The organism is Fulvivirga kasyanovii (assembly GCF_009711405.1).
GTDB classification, from domain to species: Bacteria; Bacteroidota; Bacteroidia; order Cytophagales; family Cyclobacteriaceae; genus Fulvivirga; species Fulvivirga kasyanovii.
Genome location: NZ_SMLW01000669.1, coordinates 1 through 22,695, shown reverse-complemented (window position 1 = coordinate 22,695; position 22,695 = coordinate 1). Strand labels below are relative to the sequence as shown.

24 protein-coding genes are annotated in these 22,695 nt (G+C 42.8%); 12 read left to right on the top strand and 12 right to left on the bottom strand.

The window, feature by feature from the left end; translation table 11 throughout:
• Window positions 1-247: 247 nt before the first annotated feature.
• The 4 genes from E1163_RS27170 to E1163_RS27155 are packed head-to-tail and all read right to left on the bottom strand — an operon-like array spanning window position 248 to window position 7,293.
• Complete coding sequence (locus tag E1163_RS27170) at window positions 248-1,663, bottom strand: aminopeptidase P family protein (RefSeq protein WP_155176376.1); 1,416 nt, start codon at window positions 1,661-1,663, stop codon at window positions 248-250.
• Between the two features lie 13 nt (window positions 1,664-1,676).
• On the bottom strand, window positions 1,677-2,684 hold the full coding sequence (locus E1163_RS27165; protein ID WP_155176374.1) for a WD40/YVTN/BNR-like repeat-containing protein: 1,008 nt from the start codon (window positions 2,682-2,684) through the stop codon (window positions 1,677-1,679).
• 1 nt (window position 2,685) lies between these two features.
• Window positions 2,686-4,938 carry a S9 family peptidase gene (locus E1163_RS27160; RefSeq protein WP_246223930.1) on the bottom strand — a complete coding sequence of 751 codons (2,253 nt, stop codon included), beginning with the start codon at window positions 4,936-4,938 and terminating at the stop codon, window positions 2,686-2,688.
• Between the two features lie 18 nt (window positions 4,939-4,956).
• A complete protein-coding gene (locus E1163_RS27155; protein WP_155176370.1) occupies window positions 4,957-7,293 on the bottom strand; it encodes a cache domain-containing protein in 2,337 nt (778 codons plus the stop codon).
• Between the two features lie 246 nt (window positions 7,294-7,539).
• Between E1163_RS27155 and E1163_RS27150 the strand changes: the two genes are divergently transcribed.
• From E1163_RS27150 to E1163_RS27125, 6 genes are all read left to right on the top strand, one after another.
• Window positions 7,540-8,097: an acyl-CoA thioesterase gene (locus tag E1163_RS27150; protein ID WP_155176368.1), complete on the top strand. Its 558-nt coding sequence runs from the start codon at window positions 7,540-7,542 to the stop codon at window positions 8,095-8,097.
• A 117-nt stretch (window positions 8,098-8,214) separates the two neighbouring features.
• Window positions 8,215-8,946, top strand: coding sequence for a lysophospholipid acyltransferase family protein (locus E1163_RS27145; RefSeq protein WP_185156230.1), 732 nt, complete (start codon window positions 8,215-8,217; stop codon window positions 8,944-8,946).
• On the top strand, window positions 8,936-9,223 hold the full coding sequence (gene gatC / locus E1163_RS27140) for an Asp-tRNA(Asn)/Glu-tRNA(Gln) amidotransferase subunit GatC (protein ID WP_155176363.1): 288 nt from the start codon (window positions 8,936-8,938) through the stop codon (window positions 9,221-9,223). The genes E1163_RS27145 and gatC overlap by 11 nt, the downstream gene beginning before the upstream one ends.
• 5 nt (window positions 9,224-9,228) lie before the next feature.
• Entirely contained in the window at window positions 9,229-12,258 is a 3,030-nt protein-coding gene (locus E1163_RS27135; protein ID WP_155176361.1) for a tetratricopeptide repeat protein, read from the top strand.
• A gap of 72 nt (window positions 12,259-12,330) precedes the next feature.
• Window positions 12,331-13,413, top strand: coding sequence for a glycine cleavage system aminomethyltransferase GcvT (gene gcvT / locus E1163_RS27130; RefSeq protein ID WP_155176359.1), 1,083 nt, complete (start codon window positions 12,331-12,333; stop codon window positions 13,411-13,413).
• An 83-nt stretch (window positions 13,414-13,496) separates the two neighbouring features.
• Complete coding sequence (locus tag E1163_RS27125; RefSeq protein WP_155176357.1) at window positions 13,497-14,219, top strand: 2-phosphosulfolactate phosphatase; 723 nt, start codon at window positions 13,497-13,499, stop codon at window positions 14,217-14,219.
• A 20-nt stretch (window positions 14,220-14,239) separates the two neighbouring features.
• Here the strand turns inward: E1163_RS27125 and E1163_RS27120 are convergent, their stop codons facing one another.
• The 5 genes from E1163_RS27120 to E1163_RS27100 are packed head-to-tail and all read right to left on the bottom strand — an operon-like array spanning window position 14,240 to window position 16,729.
• Entirely contained in the window at window positions 14,240-14,566 is a 327-nt protein-coding gene (locus E1163_RS27120) for a nucleotide pyrophosphohydrolase (RefSeq protein ID WP_155176355.1), read from the bottom strand.
• A gap of 27 nt (window positions 14,567-14,593) precedes the next feature.
• Window positions 14,594-15,046 (bottom strand): D-aminoacyl-tRNA deacylase, encoded by a 453-nt coding sequence (gene dtd, locus E1163_RS27115; protein WP_155176353.1) that lies wholly within the window; start codon window positions 15,044-15,046, stop codon window positions 14,594-14,596.
• Window positions 15,047-15,058: 12 nt separating this feature from the next.
• On the bottom strand, window positions 15,059-15,712 hold the full coding sequence (locus E1163_RS27110; RefSeq protein ID WP_155176351.1) for an NAD-dependent epimerase/dehydratase family protein: 654 nt from the start codon (window positions 15,710-15,712) through the stop codon (window positions 15,059-15,061).
• Between the two features lie 43 nt (window positions 15,713-15,755).
• Window positions 15,756-16,166 carry a YkvA family protein gene (locus E1163_RS27105; RefSeq protein ID WP_155176349.1) on the bottom strand — a complete coding sequence of 137 codons (411 nt, stop codon included), beginning with the start codon at window positions 16,164-16,166 and terminating at the stop codon, window positions 15,756-15,758.
• 41 nt (window positions 16,167-16,207) lie between these two features.
• Window positions 16,208-16,729 (bottom strand): DUF7935 family protein, encoded by a 522-nt coding sequence (locus E1163_RS27100; protein ID WP_155176347.1) that lies wholly within the window; start codon window positions 16,727-16,729, stop codon window positions 16,208-16,210.
• Window positions 16,730-16,865: 136 nt separating this feature from the next.
• Between E1163_RS27100 and E1163_RS27095 the strand changes: the two genes are divergently transcribed.
• The 5 genes from E1163_RS27095 to E1163_RS27075 all read left to right on the top strand — a co-directional run bounded on the left by E1163_RS27095 (window position 16,866) and on the right by E1163_RS27075 (window position 19,981).
• Window positions 16,866-17,438, top strand: coding sequence for a sigma-70 family RNA polymerase sigma factor (locus E1163_RS27095; protein ID WP_155176345.1), 573 nt, complete (start codon window positions 16,866-16,868; stop codon window positions 17,436-17,438).
• Between the two features lies 1 nt (window position 17,439).
• Window positions 17,440-18,162 carry a tetratricopeptide repeat protein gene (locus E1163_RS27090; RefSeq protein ID WP_155176343.1) on the top strand — a complete coding sequence of 241 codons (723 nt, stop codon included), beginning with the start codon at window positions 17,440-17,442 and terminating at the stop codon, window positions 18,160-18,162.
• Between the two features lie 72 nt (window positions 18,163-18,234).
• Window positions 18,235-18,513 carry an HTH domain-containing protein gene (locus tag E1163_RS27085; protein ID WP_155176341.1) on the top strand — a complete coding sequence of 93 codons (279 nt, stop codon included), beginning with the start codon at window positions 18,235-18,237 and terminating at the stop codon, window positions 18,511-18,513.
• A gap of 169 nt (window positions 18,514-18,682) precedes the next feature.
• The gene (locus tag E1163_RS27080) at window positions 18,683-19,462 is read left to right on the top strand and encodes a protein kinase domain-containing protein (protein ID WP_185156229.1); all 780 of its coding nucleotides are present in this window, start codon (window positions 18,683-18,685) and stop codon (window positions 19,460-19,462) included.
• A 198-nt stretch (window positions 19,463-19,660) separates the two neighbouring features.
• Window positions 19,661-19,981, top strand: a complete 321-nt coding sequence (locus tag E1163_RS27075; protein ID WP_155176336.1) for a HesB/IscA family protein — start codon at window positions 19,661-19,663, stop codon at window positions 19,979-19,981.
• A gap of 2 nt (window positions 19,982-19,983) precedes the next feature.
• Here the strand turns inward: E1163_RS27075 and folB are convergent, their stop codons facing one another.
• The 3 genes from folB to E1163_RS27060 are packed head-to-tail and all read right to left on the bottom strand — an operon-like array spanning window position 19,984 to window position 22,076.
• Window positions 19,984-20,340, bottom strand: a complete 357-nt coding sequence (folB, locus tag E1163_RS27070) for a dihydroneopterin aldolase (protein ID WP_155176334.1) — start codon at window positions 20,338-20,340, stop codon at window positions 19,984-19,986.
• Entirely contained in the window at window positions 20,340-21,134 is a 795-nt protein-coding gene (locus E1163_RS27065) for a DivIVA domain-containing protein (RefSeq protein WP_155176331.1), read from the bottom strand. Before E1163_RS27065 ends, folB begins: the two co-directional genes overlap by 1 nt.
• A 24-nt stretch (window positions 21,135-21,158) precedes the next feature.
• Complete coding sequence (locus tag E1163_RS27060; RefSeq protein ID WP_155176329.1) at window positions 21,159-22,076, bottom strand: WD40 repeat domain-containing protein; 918 nt, start codon at window positions 22,074-22,076, stop codon at window positions 21,159-21,161.
• Between the two features lie 67 nt (window positions 22,077-22,143).
• Between E1163_RS27060 and E1163_RS27055 the strand changes: the two genes are divergently transcribed.
• The coding region (locus E1163_RS27055) for a 4'-phosphopantetheinyl transferase family protein (protein WP_155176327.1) at window positions 22,144-22,695 on the top strand (552 nt) is incomplete at its 3' end.

Below are 22,695 nucleotides of genomic sequence, written 5' to 3'. Positions count from 1 at the left end.
TGCATTTATACAACCTCTTTTTATTTCTATCGAGTCAGAGCCTGAGCTACACTTTTGAATCAAGCTAAAAGCACATGCAAACCAATTGGAAAGTAAAGCCTGTAACGTGAAGCCTGCCACTGCAATTAGTAACCTGCGCCTATCTCTTTTCTCCACAGTTTGCCAACTGCCTTTGCCGATTGCTATTTACAGGAGCCTGTCAAACAAAGAGACGAGTGTTAGTACCCCCAGGAAATTCGGCTTCTACTTATACCTTGGCTATAACTTTTTCATTGTTAACGGCCGCAGTTCGTACTGCCTCCACTTCTTCTGATGACCTCACCAGTGGCTTACCCAAAAGGCTGCTTCCTGCATCGGTGATCACGTAATCATCTTCAACGCGGATACCACCAAAATCTCTATAGCTCTCAAGTTCCTGGTAGTTGATAAATTCAGCGAACTTATTATCTGCTTTGTACATATCTATGAGCTCCGGAATAATATAAATACCCGGCTCAATGGTGACCACATAACCTTTCTCAACAGCTTTACCCAGTCTCAGCGATTTCAAGCCAAACTCTTTGCTCTTTACCAGGGTGTCCGTGTAGCCAATATATTGCTCACCATAATTTTCCATATCATGTACATCGAGGCCCATCATATGGCCAAGTCCGCACTGGAAGAACATGGTGTGTGCACCGGCATTCACTGCCGCGTCTGCATCACCTTTCATAATACCAACTTCTGCGAGGCCTTCGACCAGCTTTTTAGCAGCCAGCAAGTGAATATCTTTGAAAACAGCTCCAGGCTTCAACGCCTCCACGGCAGCCGAGTGCGCACTATGCACTATGTCGTAAAGTGCTTTTTGCCTGGCATCAAAGCGGCCACCTACAGGGAAAGTCCTGGTCATGTCCCCGGCATAATTTCTTGGTGATTCGGTTCCGCCATCAAACAGGAGCATCTGCCCCTCTTCAAGTTTATTGCCATAATAATGGTTGTGAAGGATGCTTCCATTGATAGTCATAATTGGCGGGAACGAAAGGCTGACATTATGCTCCGCCGCAGTTCTCATGGCTACGCCTACCAGTTCGTGTTCCTTCATGCCAGGCCTTGCAGCTTTCATTACGGCCAGGTGCATTTCACTGGTTATAGTTACGGCCTTATTGATCTCTTCAAGCTCTTCCTGAGACTTAACAGACCTTTGCTCAGCCATAGCCTTGATCAACTCAACCGAGTATGCACCTGCAGCTTCTGCAACTCCTTTTCCTGTCCAACTGCTTAGTTTTATGGAGTGTTCCGGTCTGTAAGGAGGAAGGTATAACGTAGCAGCATTTACATGGTCAGCAATGCGGGAAGTGGGAAGTACCTCGGTAACGGCTACCTTTTCTGCCAGCTCTGCGAGCGACGGCTGAGGTCCTGTCCAGACGATATCGTCTATGCTTAGTTCATTACCAAAAATAATGTCCCGGTCATTGTCTATATCGATCATTGCAGTAAGCCCGGGCAGGTTAAGCCCGAAGTAGTACAGGAATGTACTATCCTGACGGAACGGATACCAGTTATCCTTAAAGTTAATGCTGCTCTCATCATTCCCTAATATCAACACCACGCCTTTGCCCAGCTTTTTCTTCAGGGCATTACGGCGATCCTTATAAGTTTGTGAAGCAAATAGATTTATTTCCATAATTAGAACACTTTTATTTATCAGTAATCAATTTCCCAATTCTTCCACCTGATCCGGCGGCCCAGACCACGCCATTCTTCGTAACATCTAAGGTATGAAATCCCTGACCATTTATCTTCATCCAAGTACGGCCTTTGTCAGGGGAATATTCAGAGCCTGACGGGCCGGTGATCAGTACCATGTCGTTTACAAACCGTATGGCCGACCGGAAAGGCATCTGTTGCCCGGTATACATACTCCATGTCTTACCATTATCCTGCGAATATATAATATTTTTGTTACCGGCGGTGGTTTCATCGGTGTAGTCGCCACCTACTGCCAGCCCTGCTCCCTCTGCAGAAACAGCCAGCGAGAAAATACCTTGAGAGGGCTCGCCTTGAAGTATTGGGGTATCAATAACTTCCCAGGATATTCCTTTATCAGCAGAATGAAATATACGCGCAACTGAACCTCCCGTACCAATCCACACGTGGTCGCCCTGAACGGTAATGTGGCTACCACTGGCGGCAAACCCGTACTCACCCTGCACCACCTCCGGCAAGTCTGTAACCCGCTGCCAGGACTCTCCCCCATCCCGGGTAGTCATGATAAACAACTTCCCGTCTACCGGATCACCGGTTAAAATACCTTCACGATCATTCCAAAAGGCAATACCGTTGAAAAATCCTTTGGGAAATTTGTTTTCCAACACGGTCCTCCACGTGGCCCCTCCGTCTGTTGTTTTAAAAATTTTAGATCTGTCTCCTTCACCGGCAGCCATCACAATAACTGTGTCGGCACCAAAAGTCTCAATGTCGCGAAATTCGCCATCAGCAATATCCACCAGGTCGTAGTATTGCCATGTATTACCGCCATCCATGGTTTTGGCCAGCATACTATTGCTTCCGCCTACCCAGCATATATTTTCATCCACAGCGGCTATGCCTCTTAGCGAAGCTTCCTTGTCAAGCTTGTAGAGCTGCCAGGACAGTCCCGGATCGGCACTTAATAGCAGGCTCAATATGAGTTGAAAATAGCTCATGTTACTTAGGGCCTGCCGGTAAGTGGGTTGTTAAGTAATGGGTCAGCGTCTCCCGCAAATGCCTTGAAGTATTTTCCCCTTCGTATATGCCGTGAGAGCGATTGGGGTAGGACATCAGGGAAAACAATTTGTTGTACTTCACCAGCTCATTAATCAACATCTCAGTATGCTGATAATGCACGTTATCATCACCTGTACCATGCACCAGCAGCAGGTCTCCTTTCAGGTTCTTAGCAAAGTTAATAGGTGACCCTTTTTCGTATCCTTCCGGGTTCACTGATGGTATGCCTGAGTAGCGCTCCTGGTAAATATTATCGTACAACAACTGATTGGTTACGGGGGCAACAGACATACCTACTTTATAAATGTCGGGATATCTGAACATGGCATTCAGGGTCATGGCTCCACCACCGCTCCAGCCCCAGATACCGATGCGGTCAGGGTCTACGAAGCTGTAGTTGTTAATGATCTTTTTAACAGCCGCCGCCTGGTCTGCCGATGACAACACTCCTATCTGGCCATATACACACTTCCTGAAATCCCGTCCTTTTGGACCCGGGGTTCCCCGGTTATCGACACTCATAACAATGTAACCCTGCTGTGTAAGCATCAGGTGCCACAAATAAGTCGAGCCTCCCCAGCTATCCAGCACAGTCTGGTTCCAGGGTTCTCCATAAACATAAAAGAGTACCGGGTATTTTTTGGCAGGGTCAAAATCAACAGGTTTGATCATATAGGCATCCAGGGAAACCCCTTCCTCCACATCAATCGTGAAAAACTCCATAGGTTGCTTATCGAGTGCATCTATTTTAGCCTTTAGCTTTTCATTGGAAATCAGGTTTCGGATAACCTTATGATCGGGCAGGGAAATGAGGTTGGTTACGGGTGGTACGCCTGCTTTTGAAAAAGTGTGAACGGCATATTTACCATTAGGGGTGATATCATACTCATGCGTGCCTGCCTGGGCATCAGGGGAAATCTTTTGTTGCTTTGATTTGCCTGAAAGTTTAGCTCTGTACAAGTAGCGTTGGGTAGCATTGTCAGGAGATGCCATATAGTAGAGCCAACCACCCTTTTCATCGATTAGCTTGATCTCTATCATATCCTGCCCTTCGGGAGTAATACGCTGTTCTGATTTTCCATCTGCCGATACGGTGTAGGCTGCTTTCCAGCCACTCTTCTCACTGACCCATGTAAAATTCTGCCCTTTGTTCAGGTATTGAAAGTCGTTTACTACATCTAGCCATGCGGTTTCCTTATCTTCAAAAATAACTTTCACATTACCCATTTTCACATCTCCCCGGGTCACCCTGTTATGGTTTTGTGCTCTGTTCAAATGCTGCATAAGTACAGACTTTGAGTCCGGAGTCCAGATCATTCGGGGGATATAGTTTTGCCGTGGGTCTCCGGACATGTGCATCCAGGTAGTAGGCCCGCCTGCAGCGTTCACCACGCCTACTTTGCATTCGGAAGGTGTTTCCCCGGCTTTCGGGTATTGCACCGGTATGATCTGCGAATAGGCGGAGTCGGTATTATTGATCATGTAAAAGTTACGGATGGAGGTGGCATCTATGCGCCAGTAGGCTATAGATTTGCTATCAGGGCTCCATTTGAAACCATCACGGCAGTCAAACTCCTCCTCGTAGGCCCAGTCGAAAGTACCATTGATAATTCTTTCACTGCCATCGGAGGTTAGCTGCACTATTTCATCCGAAGCTAATGGCTCCACATAGATGTTGTGTTCCCTTACATAGGCCACTTTCTGTCCATCAGGGGAAAACTTGGCAAACATGAGGGTAGAAGGCTTTGCATCGCTGCCCCCAAGCTGTTTAAGGGTTTTCTTCTGCGTATCGTACACCCAATAATCTCCGCGGGTATTATAGCGCCATACCCTTTGAGAGTTGGTAAAGATCAAAAGCTTCGATTTATCGGGTGACCAGTAATAGTTTTCAATGGAGAGAGGCTCCTGTTTTCCTTCCGGGATCAATGAAGAGGCAGGTATCAGCACTACTTTGTCTCCGCTGACTGTATTGTATTTCACCAGGTCACGCGCCGAAGGGTGCGAGGCAGATTTTTCCAGCCGAATGTAGCTCTCGCCTTCATCAAACCAGCGGATTGGCCCCAGCCACTCAGGGCTAAATTCATATTTGGTAAATATCCTGTCCAGATTAAGTTCGGACTGCGACTGAACGGATAAAGGCAAGCTAATGGCCATGAGAATAGCCATACTAACTATGTTTCTGAAACGTAACATTAAATGTAAAATTGGTTGTTATAAAGACTCAAACTGTTCCTGGGTCAGCACATTACTGTACTGATCGATATTGGCATCCCGGGTAATGACGCTTACATAGCGTACTTCTCCGTGGGCATCCCTGATCGGGCTCATAAAATAGAACCTGTAATTTTCGCTATCCTTGAGCTGGCTCTTGATTGTAAATTGAAGCTGTTCGCCACCCAGGACTTTCTCGTAATGTTTTTGCCACATTTCCCTATGACTGCCCAGCTTCTCCAGAAGGTTGTCACCAACTCCCATTTCAAACTGGGTGCCTTTATAGCGGGCTTTCAACACATCGTTGATCAGTACAATATTATAGCGGTTATCGAAAACCAAGACAGAATCCCCGGCCTGATTGAGAAGCACCTCCATAAGCATCTGGTTTTGCTCTACCAGTTTTTGGGTGCGCTTCATCTCCTCCTGAGTAGCCTCCATTTCTTCCATGTTTTGGCGCATCTCTTCTTCCTGGGCCCGCAACTCTTCTGACTGTTGCTGAGACTGCTCCAGCAGCACTCTTGTCCGCTGGTTTGTTTTTAGCGTGGAAATAGTAGATGCCAGGCTTTCCGCCAGTTTTTCGACAAACTCTATTTTATACTCGGGCACCACTTCAAAGGAGGCAAACTCCATAACGCCAAGCACTTCTTCCTCCAGCTTGACGGGCACAAGAAATACATGTGTAGGAGGAGCAATGCCCAGACCTGACGTGATATGTATGTAATCTTCAGGCAGTTCTTTAAGGGAAATACGCTGTTTCTCTTTGTAACATTGCCCTACCAGTCCTTCATCCAGCCCCACCTTCTTTTCAAGGTATTTCCTTCTTTCATAGGCGTATGCGGCTACCAATTCCAGGTAGGTATTGTCCTCTTCATCATTGTTAATGACGAAAAGTCCGGCCTGATTGACACCGATATATTTGACCATTTCGCTCACTACCTTGATGTAGAAGCCTTCCATTTCTCCATCATTAAGCCTCAGTATCTCCGTAAACTTAGCGAGGCCACGATTGATCCAGCTTCTTCGTTCATCCTCTATTTTAGATTCTTTCAGACTGTCCCTCATAGCGATGAGGGAATTTCCTAAAGTATCCTGCTCACCGGCTGTTTGATGCTCCAGGTCCAGGTTACCTGAGCCTATACTTTTAGCAAACTCCACCTTATTATTAAGGTCATCTATCAGCGCATTGGCTGACAGACTTATCTCTCCCACCTCATCGTCAGTAGGGTTAGATACTTTTTTTGAGAGATCGATATCCCCCTGAGCTATTTCTTTAATCAGGGCATTGACCTTATTCAGCGGTTTGGTGATGTTATTGGAGATCCTCCAAAGGACAAGGGCAATAATGGCAATGCCTAAGATAGCAATCAGCAAAGACCTGAACATACTATTGTTAACTTCTGTAAGGATCACATCCCTGGGCACCACTATACCAATGGACCATGGATAGTAGGAATTGCCCAACTCAATCGGAGCAAGGGCCAACAGGTACATCTCGCCATTATCAGATATTTGAGTATCTACCAGGTAGGACTCCCCCTGACTTACTTTAGTATCCAGTTCGTGTTGATCAACTATTTCCGGAGAAATCATTTCCTCAAGCTTCTTACCAATAAATTCTTTGTTTGGATGCGATACGAAGACACCATTATTCGCAATCAGGAATATCTGAGATTGATCAAACGGTTTAAAATCAGAAACATACTGAAAATGCTCCAGCGAAATGTCGACACCTCCTACACCTGCAAATTCTCCATTGATCAGAACAGGGGCGCAGATAGAGGTTCCGAAGACATCGTTACGTTCATCTCCGGCATCACTGTATTTTGTATAATAATAAGGGTTATTTACTTCTTCCCGCTTCTCCTCTTTCAACCTTAAATAGCTACTCCCTCTTAAATCACCTTGCAGGTTGGCAGAATCTATGGCTGGTGGCCCCTGATGATAAAAGGTATAGCGTTTCCTTCCGTAGGGCAGGTTCCAGGCTGGCTCAAAATGATTGAGCTCTATACTAAGCCATGCACTATGATAGCTTTCCTCCCCTTCTACAATACCTGAAAGCATGCCTTTAATAAAATTCTCCCTTGTCGTTCCTGAAGAATCCTTATAAACAGCCGCAGCATTGGCAATGGCCCGCGATAGCCCGATATCTTCATTCATCCTTGCCTTCACCTCATTAGCTACTTCTTCCACATAGCTAAATGCCAACTTCTCATTGTCTTCTATGGCTTGTTGCCGCAGACTAAAAATGATATATCCGATACATGCAAGAAAAATTACCGTCACTACCGGCATAATTTGCAGCAGTAGCTTGTACTTCAATCCTCGTAGTTTCACTTAATATATTCTTTAATCAGAAAATATGTTAATATAACTCTCAACAACATACATTCAAAACTATTTGCATTTTTCATAATGTAGTTTATTTGCGTTGTAAATAAAGAATGAAAATAAAAGTCTTCTCAACTAATTTCATAGCCCGCCAGACTGGAATATGGATTATATTTTATAAAGGGACGGCTGGCTTTGTAAAAGGTAGAAAATAAAGTACCAGAATAAAAAAAGTTATTTTATCTTCAAAACATGGAACATGCCGGACGTACCGTAAAGTATTCAAAAACAACTATTACTGAATTAATGATCCCCTCCTATGCCAATTTCGGAGGGAAAATCCATGGAGGCATTTTATTGTCCCTTATTGATAAAGTTGCTTATGCCTGTGCTTCAAAGCATGCGGGGAACTATTGTGTAACCGTATCGGTAGATGATGTTGTATTCTTGCAGCCTGTGGAGGTCGGTGATCTGGTATCGTTGCATGCATCGGTAAATTATGCCGGCAGCACATCCATGGTAATCGGCATCAAGGTGATTGCTGAAAATGTAAAACTCGGCAGCGTAAAGCATACCAACACCTCTTATGTAACCATGGTGGCGAAGGATGATGACAATAAACCTACAAAAGTACCTCCGCTCATTCTGGAAAATAAAGAAGAGGTGAGAAGGTTTGTAGAGGCGCTTAAACGAAAAGAGTTGAAGTTTTCGTTTAATGAAAAAATGGATGAAACCAAGTCTTCTCTGAACCTTGGCCAGGCGCTCGATCTGTTAAAAGACCAGCGTTGTATAGTTAAGCTTGATGATTAAATCCGGATGACATACCTTCTGAAATAACATTAAACACACGTTATATTTGCATATTCTTATTCTCCCTTCATGTTTTTAGCCAAACGAATTATTGAAAAACGGAATCATCTTAGTTTAATGAAAATCATCAGAGGCTTCCATGCCACCTATGCTGTAATTGTATTTGCCATAACTTTTATATTTTTCTTCCCTTTGCTAATGATCCCGGTACTGCTCCCCAGGCAGTTTCACCTTGTTGGGGTATTTAACCGTTGGTGGGCCAGAGTATTCCTGACTTTTATATTTATTCCCTATGAAAATGAGTACCGGACAAAGCTGGACAAAAACAAAAATTACATCTTTTGCCCAAATCACTTCTCTTACCTGGATATACCAGCAATGGGGTTAAATGAAATCAATAGCATTTTTGTAGGAAAAAGCGATATGGAGAAGGTTCCTCTTTTCGGATATATGTATAAAAAGCTGCACATCACAGTGAATCGTGACAGCCTGAAAAGCAGATATGGCACCTTCCTTAGAAGCTGTCTGGCAATAGATGAAGGTAAGAACCTGATGATTTTTCCGGAAGGAGGCATCCTTACCACCAGTCCTCCGGAAATGACCCGGTTTAAAGATGGTGCTTTTAGAACAGCCATTGAAAAACAAATTGCCATCATCCCTGTCACTATTCCCTATAATTGGATAATTTTGCCGGATTCGAGTTTTTTGCCCCGAAGGCACAAAATGAAAATCATCTATCACGAACCGATAGAAACTCAGGGCTTGACACTGGCTGATATGCCTGCATTAAAGCAAAAAACTTATGAAGTCATTAACTCAGAACTTAAAAAGCACCTGAATGAATATTGATAAAGAACTTTTGAACAAAATTGCCCACCTGGCAAGATTGGAGTTTGACGAAAATACTGCGGAGGAGATGATGTCGGATATGAGTAAAATCATCACTTGGGTGGAAAAACTTAATGAAGTGGATACCGAAGGTGTTGAACCCCTCACTACCATGTCACATGAAGTAAATGCGCTGAGGGAAGATGAACCAAAGCCTCACCTTAGTCACGACAAAGCTTTAAAAAACGCTCCCAAAAAAGACTCCGATTATTTCAGGGTGCCTAAGGTCTTGGAGTAATAACTATGCAATCAAAATTTTTCTGGAAACACTGGTCAGCCCCGTATAAACAACTATACATCGGGCTAATAATACTTTCACTTCTTTGCCTGGGCTGGTTTGCCTACAACTATCTGGCAGGGCCTGACGCCATAATCGGTTGGGATGTAATGGCTAAAACAGAGCATGTGAATGTACTGATCGATTCGTTTAAAGTAGGCCCTTTCAGCCTGAGTACCTCAGCAGATAACACTCTTTTTACTCAACAGTATCACGGAAGCATCCCCAATGTTAATACCCTTTCATACTATGCTTTTCTGGCTATTTCCACTGTTTGTATTGTCATTTTACTTACAGTAGTTACTACGCTCCCAAGGTTCTGGTATTTTGTAGGTATTGCTTTATTTGCGGTTGTGCTGGTCAACTATAAGCTTGAACTGCTGTTAATTTTCGGTAGTGAAAAAAAGCTGGGTCTGATCCTGGCTTTGGTTTTGTTCCTTCCCGCATCTTATTTCTTCAATAGCATAAAACCGGCCACAAGCTTTTTAATCAGATTGGCCACTTTTTCCGCCCTCACCATTATCCTGGCACTGATTATAGCACTGTTTTCAGAGGTTGATACTCCCTTTTTGTACCTGGCTACCTATGGCATAGCCAACCCATTGATCATAAGCCTTATCTTTATTCTGATTGTAGCCCATGAGATTATCGCCGCCTTTATCTATCTGCTTACCAGCTCAGGAACTACGGGTACAGGTTCAAACAAGAACGCTATCGCCCATTTTTACATCATCACTACTATATATCTTGCTAACCTAGTGTTGGCTTACCTTCACGAAACCCGCGTGATAGACTGGGACTTCATTTACGTAAATCTCTTTTTACTACTATTGGTTTCTGCCATTCTTGGTATTTGGGGATTCCGCCAGCGCGAAGAGCAATATAAATATTTGTTTAACTTCTACCCTTTTGGCGCCATAGCATTTATAGCCATGGCTATTTGCTGTTTTATGACTTTAGGGCATTTTATGGCCACGTTCAACGATCCGGCCATTGAAGTATTCAGGGATTTCATTATTTATTCCCACCTGGGTTACGGAGCCATCTTCGTTATTTACATCACCAGTAACTTTCTTGACCCTCTCAAAAGAAACTTACAGGTGTACAAGGTGCTGTACCGCCCTACCAGCATGCCTTACTTCACTTTCAGGCTGGCCGGCCTTATTGCCTTTATAGCCTTTGTAGTAAAATCTAACTGGGAAGTACCCGTAAACCAAAGCATTGCAGCCTACTACAATGGCATAGCCGACCTGCACATGCACAACGGTGAAAACAGCCTTGCTGAAACGTACTTTGAAGAAGCCGCAATTTTTGGTTACAACAATCACAAGTCGCACTATATGCTCGGTCACCTGACGCTAAAAAAGAAAGATGATGTGAAGGCAGCGGTTCACTATAAAGCAGCCATTGCCAAAAACCCAACGCCGCAGAGCTTTGTGAACCTGAGCAACATTTATATGGAGCAGTCCAGGTTCTTTGATGCACTGTTTGCCCTTAACCAGGGGTTGGAATTATCACCTGATAATGGGGCCATACTTAATAATATCGGGCTGGCGTATGCAAAAACCAATATTATAGACACGGCTGCTTATTACCTCAACGAGGCTTATGAGCAGAACGATACCCGCCAGGCAGCAGGCAGCAATCTTTTGGCTCTTATCGCCCAAAACGACATAAACATAAACCCGGACTCTGTACTTAATGGCTTTGACATTTCGGATGATAAAATTTCTGTAAACAACAGCTTTGTGCTTAACAGTAAAGCCCGGCAACATTATGATAGGAGTTACCTGCCTGAAGATTCTTCCTTATCGTTTCTGGATGCTTCTATAGTCTATAATACCGCTTTTAACCAGCTTTTCGGAGAAGACTCCCTGCAAACCAACTTACTAAGCAAATACATTAATCATACTGGCAACCTGAGTTTCAGCGAAAAGCTTAAGGCTGCACAATACCTTAATTTTTACAAGAACAAGCGAGTGGCAGAAGCTTTCAGGGAATTGAACTGGCTGGCCAATACCAGCACTTTCAATGCAGGCGAATATTTCAACCTGATTGGCTTATGGGCACTTGAACAGGAGGTACCGTATGTAGCCGTGGATTATTTCAAATGGGCAGCGGACCGCAATTATACCAATGCCAAATTCAATCTCGCCATCGCTCTGACGGAAGACCAGCGTATTGAAGAAGCTAAAGCCGTGTGGCTGGAACTGCTCCGGATTGGAGACAATAAGGCAAAAGACATTGCCAAAAACATGCTGACCGTACTCACCACTACCGAAGAGGCCTATGCCAATGCTACCGATCAGCAAAAGTACCTTTACTTAAGATACCTGATCAACTATACGGATACCACAAGGTTTAACCAGCTTATAGATGAGGTAGAGAGCCCCAACTATAAAGGTCAGGCCATACTTGACATGTCTAAAAAGCTTTGGAAAAAAGATCTTGACTCAGAGGCGGTAAACTATTACAGCAGGCTTGCAGGTATGGAGATCTCTGACCCGGTACTGTTTGACAGGATTCAATGGTATGAACTAAAAATGCTTGCTGCTCAGGGGAATGTGAGAGGCTTGTCCACAAAGATCAATCAGGGAATAGAATTCGACAGAGAGCATTTGCTCGAGAAGCTGTATTTTACTGCGCTGATCAATGAAGCCAGCGGTGACACTACCAAAGCAAGGCAAAATTATGAGCAAATCGCTTACAAAAACCCTTTTATGGAGGAGATGACGATTGCTGCAGCAAATTATCTTGGGATCAAAGACAAATTTGAGGCCTATAACATCTTGCTGAATGGCATAGAAATTAACCCTAAATCGGTAAAGCTCCTTAAAGCTTATATTTTGCAATGCGCGAGGGTACAACTTAACAATTACGCGGAACTGAGCCTGGAGGACCTTAAGCCTTTAATACCGGCCGAAGCATACCGTATATTTGTCAATGATTACCAAACATTGGTTAAGAAAGTAGAAGAAGCGGAGCAAAATTTTTAGAAATTTGCAGCCGGTTTAATCAGTAGTTACATAATTACTACCTTTGACACTCTAAAACACTACAATAAACTTATGGAACTAAAGAAAATCCAGCTTAACGATCTTCATGCAAGCCTTGGAGCTAAAATGGTGCCTTTTGCAGGGTACAATATGCCTGTACGATATTCATCTGACATCGAAGAGCACATGACCGTGCGCAATGGAGTGGGCATATTTGATGTCTCTCACATGGGTGAGTTTATGCTCAAAGGCCCGAAAGCACTGGATCTGATCCAGAAGGTTACCAGCAATGACGCTTCAAAACTTGAAGATGGAAAAGCTCAGTATTCCTGCCTGCCCAACGACAAAGGAGGAATAGTGGATGACCTGTTAGTTTATAAGCTGAAAGATGAAGAGTACATGTTGGTAGTCAATGCTTCCAACATTGAAAAAGACTGGAACTGGATCGCACAGCACAACACGGAAGGTGCAGAGATGGAAAATATTTCTGATAACATTTCATTGTTTGCAGTACAGGGTCCAAAAGCTACTGAAGTACTTCAGAAGTTAACGGACACCAATCTTTCTGAGGTTAAGTTTTATACATTCACCCACGGTGAGTTTGCCGGAGTTAAGGACGTGATCATGTCGGCAACAGGTTATACCGGTGCCGGTGGTTTTGAGCTGTATGTGAAAAATGAAGATGCAGAAGAGGTGTGGAACAAGATCATGGAAGCAGGCAAGGAAGAAGGCATCAAGCCTATTGGTCTGGGAGCCCGTGATACCCTGAGACTGGAAATGGGTTACTGCCTCTATGGCAACGACATCGATGACACCACCTCTCCTCTTGAGGCAGGCCTTGGCTGGATCACCAAATTCACTAAGGATTTCATCAACGCTGAAAACCTGAAAAAGCAGAAAGAAGAAGGTGTAAACAAAAAACTCGTTGGATTTAAAATGATTGACAAGGGTATTCCCCGTCATGACTATATTATTGAAGATGCCGAAGGGAATGAAATAGGTAAAGTAACTTCTGGCACCATGTCTCCGGTACTCAATCAGGGTATTGGTCTTGGCTATGTGAAAAAAGAATTTTCAACTCCCGGCAGCGAGGTTTATATTGCTGTAAGGAACAGAAAACTTAAAGCGGAAGTCAGTAAACTTCCCTTGATTTAATATATAATATCCTTTCAACAAGTTAACCATGATAAAACGGCATCCCCTATCGTTTTGTCATGGTTTAAATAAAATATGCCCATATGAAAACCATTGATGTTTGTCTTAGCCCCGACCTCATTCATCTGTTCGATGTTAAAAATAAAGTAGTGGTTGTAGTAGATATTTTGAGAGCTACTTCCTGCATGACCACGGGCATGGCTTATGGAGTAAAGAGCATAAAGCCATTTTCTTCTCTTGAAGAATGCCGGCAGATGAAAAGCCACGGTTACTACATAGCCGGCGAACGAAACGGAGAGAAGGTTGAGGACTTTGATCTTGGCAATTCTCCTTTTGATTATATGAACCCTGACTTAAAGGGTAAAAGTGTTGCAGTTACTACCACCAATGGTACGGTCGCTATTGAAAAATCACAGGAGGCTGACGAGATTGTCATTGGTGCTTTCCTGAACATTTCGGCGGTAGCTCAATACCTTAGGGAGCAGGAGAAGGATGTGCTTATTTTTTGTGCGGGCTGGAAGGGCAAGGTCAATATGGAAGATTCCCTTTTCGCAGGGGCATTGATTGAAAAGCTTCAAAATGACTTCGCCAATGAATGTGATGCTCCTCTGATAGTGCAGGCTGCTTACCAGGATATGAGCCACAATTTACTGGCATTGGTACAAAGCTCATCACACGCCAAAAGGTTGCAAAGACTCAACATTTATGAAGACATTGAATACTGCTTAAAGCTGGATGAGTATGATGTTGTACCGGTGATCAGGAACGGTGAAATAGTACTTCTAAAAGAGCCCAGCGTATCTTAAAAACTGCCGGGCCATCTTTGCTATTTTAATTTCTCGTTGTTTATATGGCGGTCTTTGTCCCGGATATTCTTCTTCTCAAGGTTCTTATTAAAAGCCTCAGTAAGATCTATCCCGGTTTGGTTGGCAAGGCAGATCAGTACCCATAGCACATCGGCCATTTCATCGCCTAGGTCCTTGTGCTTATCAGACTCTTTCTCTGACTGCTCCCCGTAGCGCCGTGCCATAATCCTGGCTACTTCTCCGACCTCTTCGGTCAGAATCGCCATATTCGTAAGCTCATTAAAATACCTTACCCCCGTGGTATTGATCCAACGGTCAACAATCTCCTGTGCTTCCTTTATTGTCATCAGTAATTCTTTTGAGTTATTTGCGCCTTACTTCTTGTCTTTAGTGTCCACTATAATAGTCACCGGCCCGTCATTGACCAGGCTAACTTTCATGTCTGCTCCAAATTCACCGGTAGCTATGGGCTTACCTGCTTCCTGTTCCATTTGTTGAATGAACTTTTCATAAAGAGGTATGGCAATATCCGGCTTAGCCGCTTTAATATACGAGGGCCTGTTCCCCTTTTTGGTACTGGCATGCAGGGTAAACTGGCTGATCAGCAATAAATCACCATCTTCATCCAGCAAGCTTCGGTTCATCACCTCATTTTCATCCTCAAAAATCCTCATATTGACTATCTTACGGGTGAGCCACTGAATATCCTCCTCTCCATCTTCATCCTCAATACCTAAAAGTACCAATAAGCCTTTTCCTATTTCACCTTTTATTTCACCATTAATTTTTACTGAGGATTCCGATACCCTTTGTATAACTGCAATCATAAAACGTTTGTGTTAATATTTTTGAAGTTCCCTTGATTCGTGAACAAACTTGCCAATTTTATTTTGCCTGGCAATGGCAAACATCGCTTTTGCAACCTTGGCGGAGTCAATGGCTTTATATTTTTTAAGTGGCCCGGCAAAAAGAAAACCAAACACCTTGAAGAAAGCTTTGCCAAGCCCTTCTCCCAACCTCTTTTCCTGCCGAGGCCCCATCAATAGGGACGGCCTGAAAATATGGTAGCTCCGGAAACCCATTGAAGTTATGGCCTCCTCCACGTCACCTTTTACACGGTTATAAAAAATTGAAGAGTTAGAATCTGCGCCTAAAGCAGAAATAAGCAGAAACTGCTGAGCGCCATTAGTATGGAAAAGTCTGGCGATCTCATAAGGATACGCGAAGTCAACTTGCCTGAACTTATCTTTACTCCCCGCCTTCTTCATGGTGGTCCCCAGGCAGCAATACACATCGTCTGCTTTGAGTTGCTCAGCGTGGGCATCAAGGTTTTCAAAGGCTATTAGCAAATTTACAAGCTTATCACTTTTCTTACTGACAAGCCTGCGCGTAAGCACAATCACCTTTTCATAATATGGATCATTGAGAAGTAAGTCTAAAAGCTGGCTGCCTACCAGGCCGGTTGCACCAGCTATTAATGCTGTCCTGCTCATATAAGTATTCTGATTTTGGTTAGCTGCCAAATACTTAACACCATTACGGCCTAATAGCCTGCTCTTCTTCCCAGAGCATAAACCTGTCTATTTCCTCCTTGAGGTTGCTATATACCCACACTACCACTGAGAAGTCGTCTACTAAACCTGTAATCGGAATAAAGTCGGGAATGAGATCAATGGGTGTAACAAAATATACCAAAGCAGCTACCAGAAGCAGTACACTTTGCCAACGGATGTCGCGATACTCACCACTTTTATAAGCTTTTACCATTCTGATGATCACTTTCAGCCTGTCTACAAACTTATTGTCCTTGAGTCTGCTTACGTCAATATCCTTCAATTTTGCTCCTGAGGCTTTCATCAGGTTTAGTAGTCGCTCCTGGTTCTTTAGAATGTTGGCCGCCCGCTGTTTGGCACTATCAAAAAATTTATTACCATTTACATTTTCCATAAATCAATCGCATGTGTTAGGTCATCAACGTGGGCATCCTCCTAAAAAGTTTGCCTGATCTCATTTTTTACCTGTGTAAGTGCATGCTGTATAGGATCAAAATCCTTTTCAACCGCCATCTCAAAAATCTGTTTGGCCAGATCAATGCTGGTGGCTTTTTCGGGCAATCTGTTTGTAGCTTCATTAACCATCATGATCAGGTCTTCCTTTGCCGACTTCACAAGTTCCCACGCCTCTTCACTCATATAAAGCTGCTGCGATACGTTATGGTTATACTCCTCACGTATTTCATTGAGCAGTATTTGCTGAAACTCACGGGCTGTATATTGTCCGTTGTTAAGTCTTATAACAAGGTTATTAGGTGTAATCCGCTCAAGGAAAAGACAAACCCTTTCGTAGGCATGCAGGCGGTTTGGCAAAACTGTTTCAATACTCCTGTTCCTGATCTCCATGCGCTGTTTTTCCAACTCTTTATCCAGAAAAGACTTCACTACAAGGTACATGGCATAAAGCACCACAGCAGCAGGAATTAAAAGCTTTCCAAATTCTATTACTACTTCCATATATTCGTGTTCATTATTTGACTCTAAATTAATAAATTTAAGCGCTGTTAAAACAATAATGAGCAAATGTCCCTTGACAGCCCACAATTTTTTAATGTATTTGATGTTTACCTTTTTAAACTGCTTGCACTAATAAGTGATCCATCTTGACAATGACAGTATAGTTTTAAGACTTAAACAAGGCGATCAGTCTTGTCTTGAGGATTTGGTGGTTGCCTACAAAGGCTATTGTGTAAACGGATTAAAAAAGAAAACCAGATGCCAGAACGAAGAGGCCGAAGACCTTTTTATAGATGCCTTGCTGGAGTTGAGGGATAAAGTTCTCTCAGGTAAGCTGGATCATTTGATCAATGCCAAAAGCTATATCTTTGGTATTTGCTATAACAAATGGTTATCTGCACAACGAGTAAAAAACAAAATGAACTCAATTGATGCAGAAAACTACTACCAGCAGTACCTCAAAGATGATATGCTCTTTGAAAGTGATGATGTGGACTATAAAATGCAGCTCCTTAACATCACTAATAAGGCATTGGAGACCATAGGTGAGAAGTGTTACAAGATTATAAAATATTTCTATCTTGAAAAAAAGAGCATGGAAGACATAGCTGAAATAATGGGATTTGCAAGCTCTGATGTAGCCAAGACTTCTAAATCAAGATGTTTTAAAAAGCTTGTTGAAAAAACAAAAGAGCTCGAAAAACAATAGCATGCAAGAAGAAACCCATAGAGCACTGATAGATAAATATCTGACCGACTCACTTACCGAAAGTGAAAAGGACAGCTTTGACCTCCTCTTAAAAGACCCTGAATTCAAAGAAGCTGTACTGTATGAAAAACGAGTAGTAGCTGCAATTAAAGCAAGCGCAAATGCAAAATTAAAAGCCCACTTAAAAGGCATTTCTTCTAATACTCCTATAACTGAGAATTCGAACACAAACTATATTAAAAAATTATGGCTGTCTGCTGCGTCTGTACTGATAATAGCCTCCATCGGATACTTTTTTTACACTTCCAATCAACCCATCAGTAATCAGTTTGAGGAATTTTACGAGCTTTACCCGGCGGTAACTATCCAGCGCGGTGAAGGAGACGAAGTAAATAAGGCCCTTCAACTCTACAGTGAAGAAAAATATCAGGAAGCAGCAAATGAACTGACTAGTTTGGCAAGTGCGGACCAACCTACCTACTACCTTTACCTTGGTAACTGCTACCTCCAGCTTGGGCAATCCCAAAATGCCATTGCAGCTTTTGAAACCCTGATAGAAGTCAGCAATGATTCTATTTTAACACAACATAGCCAGTGGTACCTGGCGTTGGCATACCTCCAAAGTAATGAGCCTGAGTCACTAAAAGCATTGCTGCATAAGATCATTGACCAACAGGGTATGTATACCGAACTCGCCAGTAAACTTTTAAATAAAATCGATTAGAAAAAATACTTTTAACCGTTTACCTTTCTTTATTCAACGCACTACTGTTAAAAACAAAGCTCTATAAACAGTATGGCTATTAAATTCGAACAATACCTCTACAACATAGAAAGGCTCGACCAATTGATCAGGCTAAAATGTACCGGCTCGCCTGAGACATTATCCTCAAAATTAAGCATATCCAGAAGCACACTATACCGCCACCTCGAAATCATGCGGTTGATAGGCGCCCCCATAACTTACTGTACAAAGCATGAAAGTTTTGTATATGAATACCCGGTAGAATTCAACCTCGGTTTCTCTCCCAAATACCGGCCTCCGGTCAGACGCACTTGCTACTCTTCTACATGAATAAATATTCCTGTGAGAGTCTCACATTTTGAGACTCTCAGGCATTATTCTTGCTCAAGAGCAACTCAAAAACTACATCAAGGAGCATGTTTACTTTTTGAAATCTTAGACACTACATTACAAATAACAGTAAGGCAATAAAATGGTTAATCAGTCAATAGTGGAGGCAATGACAAGAAATATTAGGTTGAGGGACAGTGCCCCATCCATCTGCGGGCTAAGCAGGAACAAAGTATATCAGGTTGAACACATACCTCACCAGCACACCCTAAACAACACATACCTCACTTTATCTGATGAAAAGGCCATAAACAGTCCACATATCATTCGATACTATAAAATAAAACCCTTGCCAGAGCAGGGTCTTGTGTATAGCGTCCAGGAAAAAGTAAAAGGCACTACTATGGATCAGCTCATGAGGCACGGCTGCCCGTCATATGAAGTTGTAAAAGAGATGATCTTCAAAATATTGAAGGGGTTTGAGATCATTCATAGTGCCGGGGTGCTGCATAGGGATATCTGCATGAAGAACATCTTCGTTGAATTCACCTTCCCCTTTTTCACGCCAAAAATCACCAATTTCAACCTATACCAACCTGTTTACAGCAAAAGTCCCATGTTGGCCTCCAACCCCAGGTACCTGGCACCGGAGGTTAAAAGCTATGAGGATTACGACGTGCGTTCGGAAATATGGTCAATCGGCGCACTTATTTATGATGTGTTATGTGCAAAGTTCCAACCCGGCTTCAGCACAGGCCTTAACCCTATATTTTCTGATCATTCACCAGAAATCGATCTGGAGGCCATTCCCTATTGTTTTAAAAATTTTATACAAGTTGCCATGAATAGCACCCCCAGTGACAGACCTGACTCCCTCACCGACCTCATTAAGGTTTTGCACCAATGTCTGGACGCCAGGGGGAAAACGATGTATAAAGTGATAGAATAATTTTCAACTCTTGAAACCTTACATCATAAACTAATATTAAGGGCATTCGTTAAATTTGCTGTTATAATATTTTTACAGCTCTTTTGACAGATTGAGTTCATTGGTACTCCTCTAGCATGCTAAAGCACTGAAATTAATTTTAAGTTTTTTAAGTTTACAGAGTGGAAGTCAGAATAGAGTTTTCTTACCGAAAGAGATATGATAGATAGCATTCAGCCTGTTACCCTTACAGACAAAGCCATAGAGGAGGTTCGTAATATAATGGCGAACAAAAACATACCTGAAGGTTATTCCCTGCGCATTGGCATAAAAGGCAGCGGAGGATGCTCCGGCTTTAATTATCTGTTGGGCTTTGATAAAAAGAAGGAAACCGATCTGGAATATGAGGTTAACGGCATACCTGTAATTGTCGAAAAAAAACACACCATGTACCTGTTGGGACTGGAAGTGGATTTTTATGAAGGTTCTGATGCCCGGGGTTTCACTTTTGTAAAACCTGAAGAAAACCAGGAAGGATAATTTTACCTTTTCTTTTTTACCGTTATTGTTGCAGCTCTGCACTGTCCACCAATGGGCGGATCAAACTTTGAGAGGCTTACCTTCACTTTTTTAACCGCAGGAATTTCACTCAGCACCCTGTTTATCATCCTGTTTACCACATGTTCAAGCAGCTTGGAGGGTTGCTCCATTTCATCCTTTACTATGGCATATAGATGCTCGTAATCAACTGTACCTTCCAGTTCGTCCTTTTTAGAGGCGTGGTTAAAGTCAGTTTTTACAGATATATTAACTTCGAATTTATTTCCTTTTTGCCTCTCTTCATCATAGTAGCCATGGTAGGCTTTGAAAAGCAAACCTTCGAGGGAGATCTTACCCATTACTCAATGTCATCAAAAAATGAAGTGCTTTCTTTGTTTTCCTTTGACTCCCTGGGCTTTTTGGGTTCTTCAACGGTATTGGTTACCACAGACTCCTCCTGCTCCTGTTCATGTTGCTCTTGCTCGTATGGCTCTTCTTCTACTTTCTGTTCAACCTCAGGGGCCTTTTCGGGTGCTATGGCTTTATAGCTGTTTTGGAGCTTAACAGAAGTCTTGGCTGCTTTGTCCACCGCTTCCCTTTTCACCCTTAATAACTCAGCCTCTACGTCAAATTTCTTGATCTGGGATTTCACCCGGTCAACCTTCTGAAGCGCATCATTGGCAAAACTCTTGATATCTGAGATCAGGTCATCCTTTACATTCTCAAGTAATCTATACACCTGAGCCATGCTTCGGATCTGGTCCTCCATTTCATCAATGGTATTCTTTGACTTGATCTCTGCCTCCTCTATCATATCCTTGGCCTTGCTTTTGGCATCATTCAGGACGGCTTCGGCCTTCATCTGAGTCTCACGCATGTGCAACTCTGCCGTTTTTGTGGCCTGATCTATCATGCTGGCTCCGGTATCTTCGGCTGTCTTTAAAGTTTTAAACAGTGAGTTTTCAACTTCCCGCAGTTTCTCAACCTCTTTTTCAGAGGCCTGTAGTTTTATCTTAAGCTCTTTATTTTCATCGATCAACTTCTCCCACTCCTGAGACATTGTGACCAAAAACGCACTGACCTCATCTTTATCCAACCCGCGAAAAGCCTTTTCAAATGTTTTTTGGCGTATTTCTAATGGTGTAATCTTCATAATGTCATAATATTAACCAACTTTTCAACTATTAAACTCAATATCCCAGACCGATATTGCCCTGTCATCACTGGCGCTTACCAATAAATCGTTGTACGACGACCAGAGCAGTTTGTTTACAGAAGTTCCATGTCCGGCATGCCTGGCTTTATCTATCACCTTTAACAACTTAAAAGCATGAGTATCCCAGATTTTTATGGACTTATCCATGCTACAAGTTACAAAATGTTTACCGTCCGGACTAAAATCAAGGTTATTAATCGTATACATATGCGCCACAATATCTTCCAGCTCAATGTAACCGGCTTTGGTATCCCATATCTTTAGATGGGCATCACGGCCGGCGGTTACTAATAGTTGACCATCCGGGGAATACTTAACCGTAAAAACTGAGTTCTTATGTCCCTCAAGTTCTTTGACAAGCTGATAATCTTCCAGATTAAAAATCCTGATTTTATTGTCACTATACCCAACGGCCATCTCACCGCTTTGTTCATTGATGGCAATAGCGCGGGCACTTTTTGATGAGCTTTTAATCTTATAGATTATGTTCAAACTCCTTAAGTCCACCACTGTTACGGTACCGGAAGCATCACCCACATACAAGTGGTCTCCAAAGGATTTTATATCAAATATGGCCTGATCAGTCATCTTCAATGATCCTGCTTCCTTTTTATTCTCCCAGTCTAACAGGTGAATTCCATCATAGTTATGCCCCACTACCAGCAGGTTAGCCTTATTTAGATAATGAAGGGCGTATACCGAATTAGGCAACTTGGCAATAAGTTGGCCGTTCTCTGATTCTTTCAGGTTCCAAAACACCACCATGCCGTCACCTGCTCCTGAAAAAAACAAATGATCATGCTGGGTTCTTTCCAGGGTATAAACACAATCATTATGACCAGTGAAGGTTTTGAGTTTGGAAACGTTAACTTTGCCCATCAATCGTTGTTTGCAAGTTAAAATCTGATTTTAAAGCAAAGAAGCAAGTTTTCCAGTCAGTTATCAAATGCCAATACATAAAATAGAAGAAATAAATACAACGCGGTACCTCGCCATATGGCACATTGAAGAGAGCATCGAGGAACTAACCACACTGCTGGACCCGGCAGATACTGACAAAACGATTGTTGACAGCTTCAGAAGTGATAAAAAAAAGTATGAGTGGCTGGCTGGCAGGGTCTGTATCAAAAGCCTTTGCAAAGTAATGGGTATCTACTACAAAGGCCTGACTAAAAATGATAATGGCAAGCCTTTTCTCATAGAAAGCACCGCAGAGGTATCGATGTCACACTCATACCCTTATGTGGCTGCCATAATTGACAGTACGGAAGATGTAGGCGTTGACCTGGAGCAACCGAAGGAAAAGCTTCGAAAAGTAGCCCACAAGTTTCTTTCTGATCACGAAATGGTGGCATCAAAAAACGATATCAATGCCCTTTGTGTTTATTGGTGCGCCAAAGAAACCTTGTATAAAATCTGTGACCAGCACATCAGTTTCAAAGAACAAATGGCCGTGGAAGACTTCGAACTAATCCCCCAGGGGCATACTATTGGCAAA

What these genes read in the sequence shown, in the direction of transcription:
- folB (WP_155176334.1), bottom strand. Translation starts at nt 20,340, where the DNA reads ATGGGTAAGATCTCCCTCGAAGGTTTGCTTTTCAAAGCCTACCATGGC.
- dtd (WP_155176353.1), bottom strand. Translation starts at nt 15,046, where the DNA reads ATGATTGCAGTTATACAAAGGGTATCGGAATCCTCAGTAAAAATTAAT.
- E1163_RS27120 (WP_155176355.1), bottom strand. Translation starts at nt 14,566, where the DNA reads ATGACAATAAAGGAAGCACAGGAGATTGTTGACCGTTGGATCAATACC.
- E1163_RS27085 (WP_155176341.1), top strand. Translation starts at nt 18,235, where the DNA reads ATGGCTATTAAATTCGAACAATACCTCTACAACATAGAAAGGCTCGAC.
- E1163_RS27065 (WP_155176331.1), bottom strand. Translation starts at nt 21,134, where the DNA reads ATGAAGATTACACCATTAGAAATACGCCAAAAAACATTTGAAAAGGCT.
- E1163_RS27145 (WP_185156230.1), top strand. Translation starts at nt 8,215, where the DNA reads ATGAAAATCATCAGAGGCTTCCATGCCACCTATGCTGTAATTGTATTT.
- E1163_RS27165 (WP_155176374.1), bottom strand. Translation starts at nt 2,684, where the DNA reads ATGAGCTATTTTCAACTCATATTGAGCCTGCTATTAAGTGCCGATCCG.
- E1163_RS27110 (WP_155176351.1), bottom strand. Translation starts at nt 15,712, where the DNA reads ATGAGCAGGACAGCATTAATAGCTGGTGCAACCGGCCTGGTAGGCAGC.
- E1163_RS27135 (WP_155176361.1), top strand. Translation starts at nt 9,229, where the DNA reads ATGCAATCAAAATTTTTCTGGAAACACTGGTCAGCCCCGTATAAACAA.
- E1163_RS27125 (WP_155176357.1), top strand. Translation starts at nt 13,497, where the DNA reads ATGAAAACCATTGATGTTTGTCTTAGCCCCGACCTCATTCATCTGTTC.
- E1163_RS27160 (WP_246223930.1), bottom strand. Translation starts at nt 4,938, where the DNA reads ATGTTACGTTTCAGAAACATAGTTAGTATGGCTATTCTCATGGCCATT.
- E1163_RS27170 (WP_155176376.1), bottom strand. Translation starts at nt 1,663, where the DNA reads ATGGAAATAAATCTATTTGCTTCACAAACTTATAAGGATCGCCGTAAT.
- E1163_RS27100 (WP_155176347.1), bottom strand. Translation starts at nt 16,729, where the DNA reads ATGGAAGTAGTAATAGAATTTGGAAAGCTTTTAATTCCTGCTGCTGTG.
- E1163_RS27150 (WP_155176368.1), top strand. Translation starts at nt 7,540, where the DNA reads ATGGAACATGCCGGACGTACCGTAAAGTATTCAAAAACAACTATTACT.
- gcvT (WP_155176359.1), top strand. Translation starts at nt 12,331, where the DNA reads ATGGAACTAAAGAAAATCCAGCTTAACGATCTTCATGCAAGCCTTGGA.
- E1163_RS27060 (WP_155176329.1), bottom strand. Translation starts at nt 22,076, where the DNA reads ATGGGCAAAGTTAACGTTTCCAAACTCAAAACCTTCACTGGTCATAAT.
- E1163_RS27090 (WP_155176343.1), top strand. Translation starts at nt 17,440, where the DNA reads ATGCAAGAAGAAACCCATAGAGCACTGATAGATAAATATCTGACCGAC.
- gatC (WP_155176363.1), top strand. Translation starts at nt 8,936, where the DNA reads ATGAATATTGATAAAGAACTTTTGAACAAAATTGCCCACCTGGCAAGA.
- E1163_RS27105 (WP_155176349.1), bottom strand. Translation starts at nt 16,166, where the DNA reads ATGGAAAATGTAAATGGTAATAAATTTTTTGATAGTGCCAAACAGCGG.
- E1163_RS27080 (WP_185156229.1), top strand. Translation starts at nt 18,683, where the DNA reads ATGACAAGAAATATTAGGTTGAGGGACAGTGCCCCATCCATCTGCGGG.
- E1163_RS27075 (WP_155176336.1), top strand. Translation starts at nt 19,661, where the DNA reads ATGATAGATAGCATTCAGCCTGTTACCCTTACAGACAAAGCCATAGAG.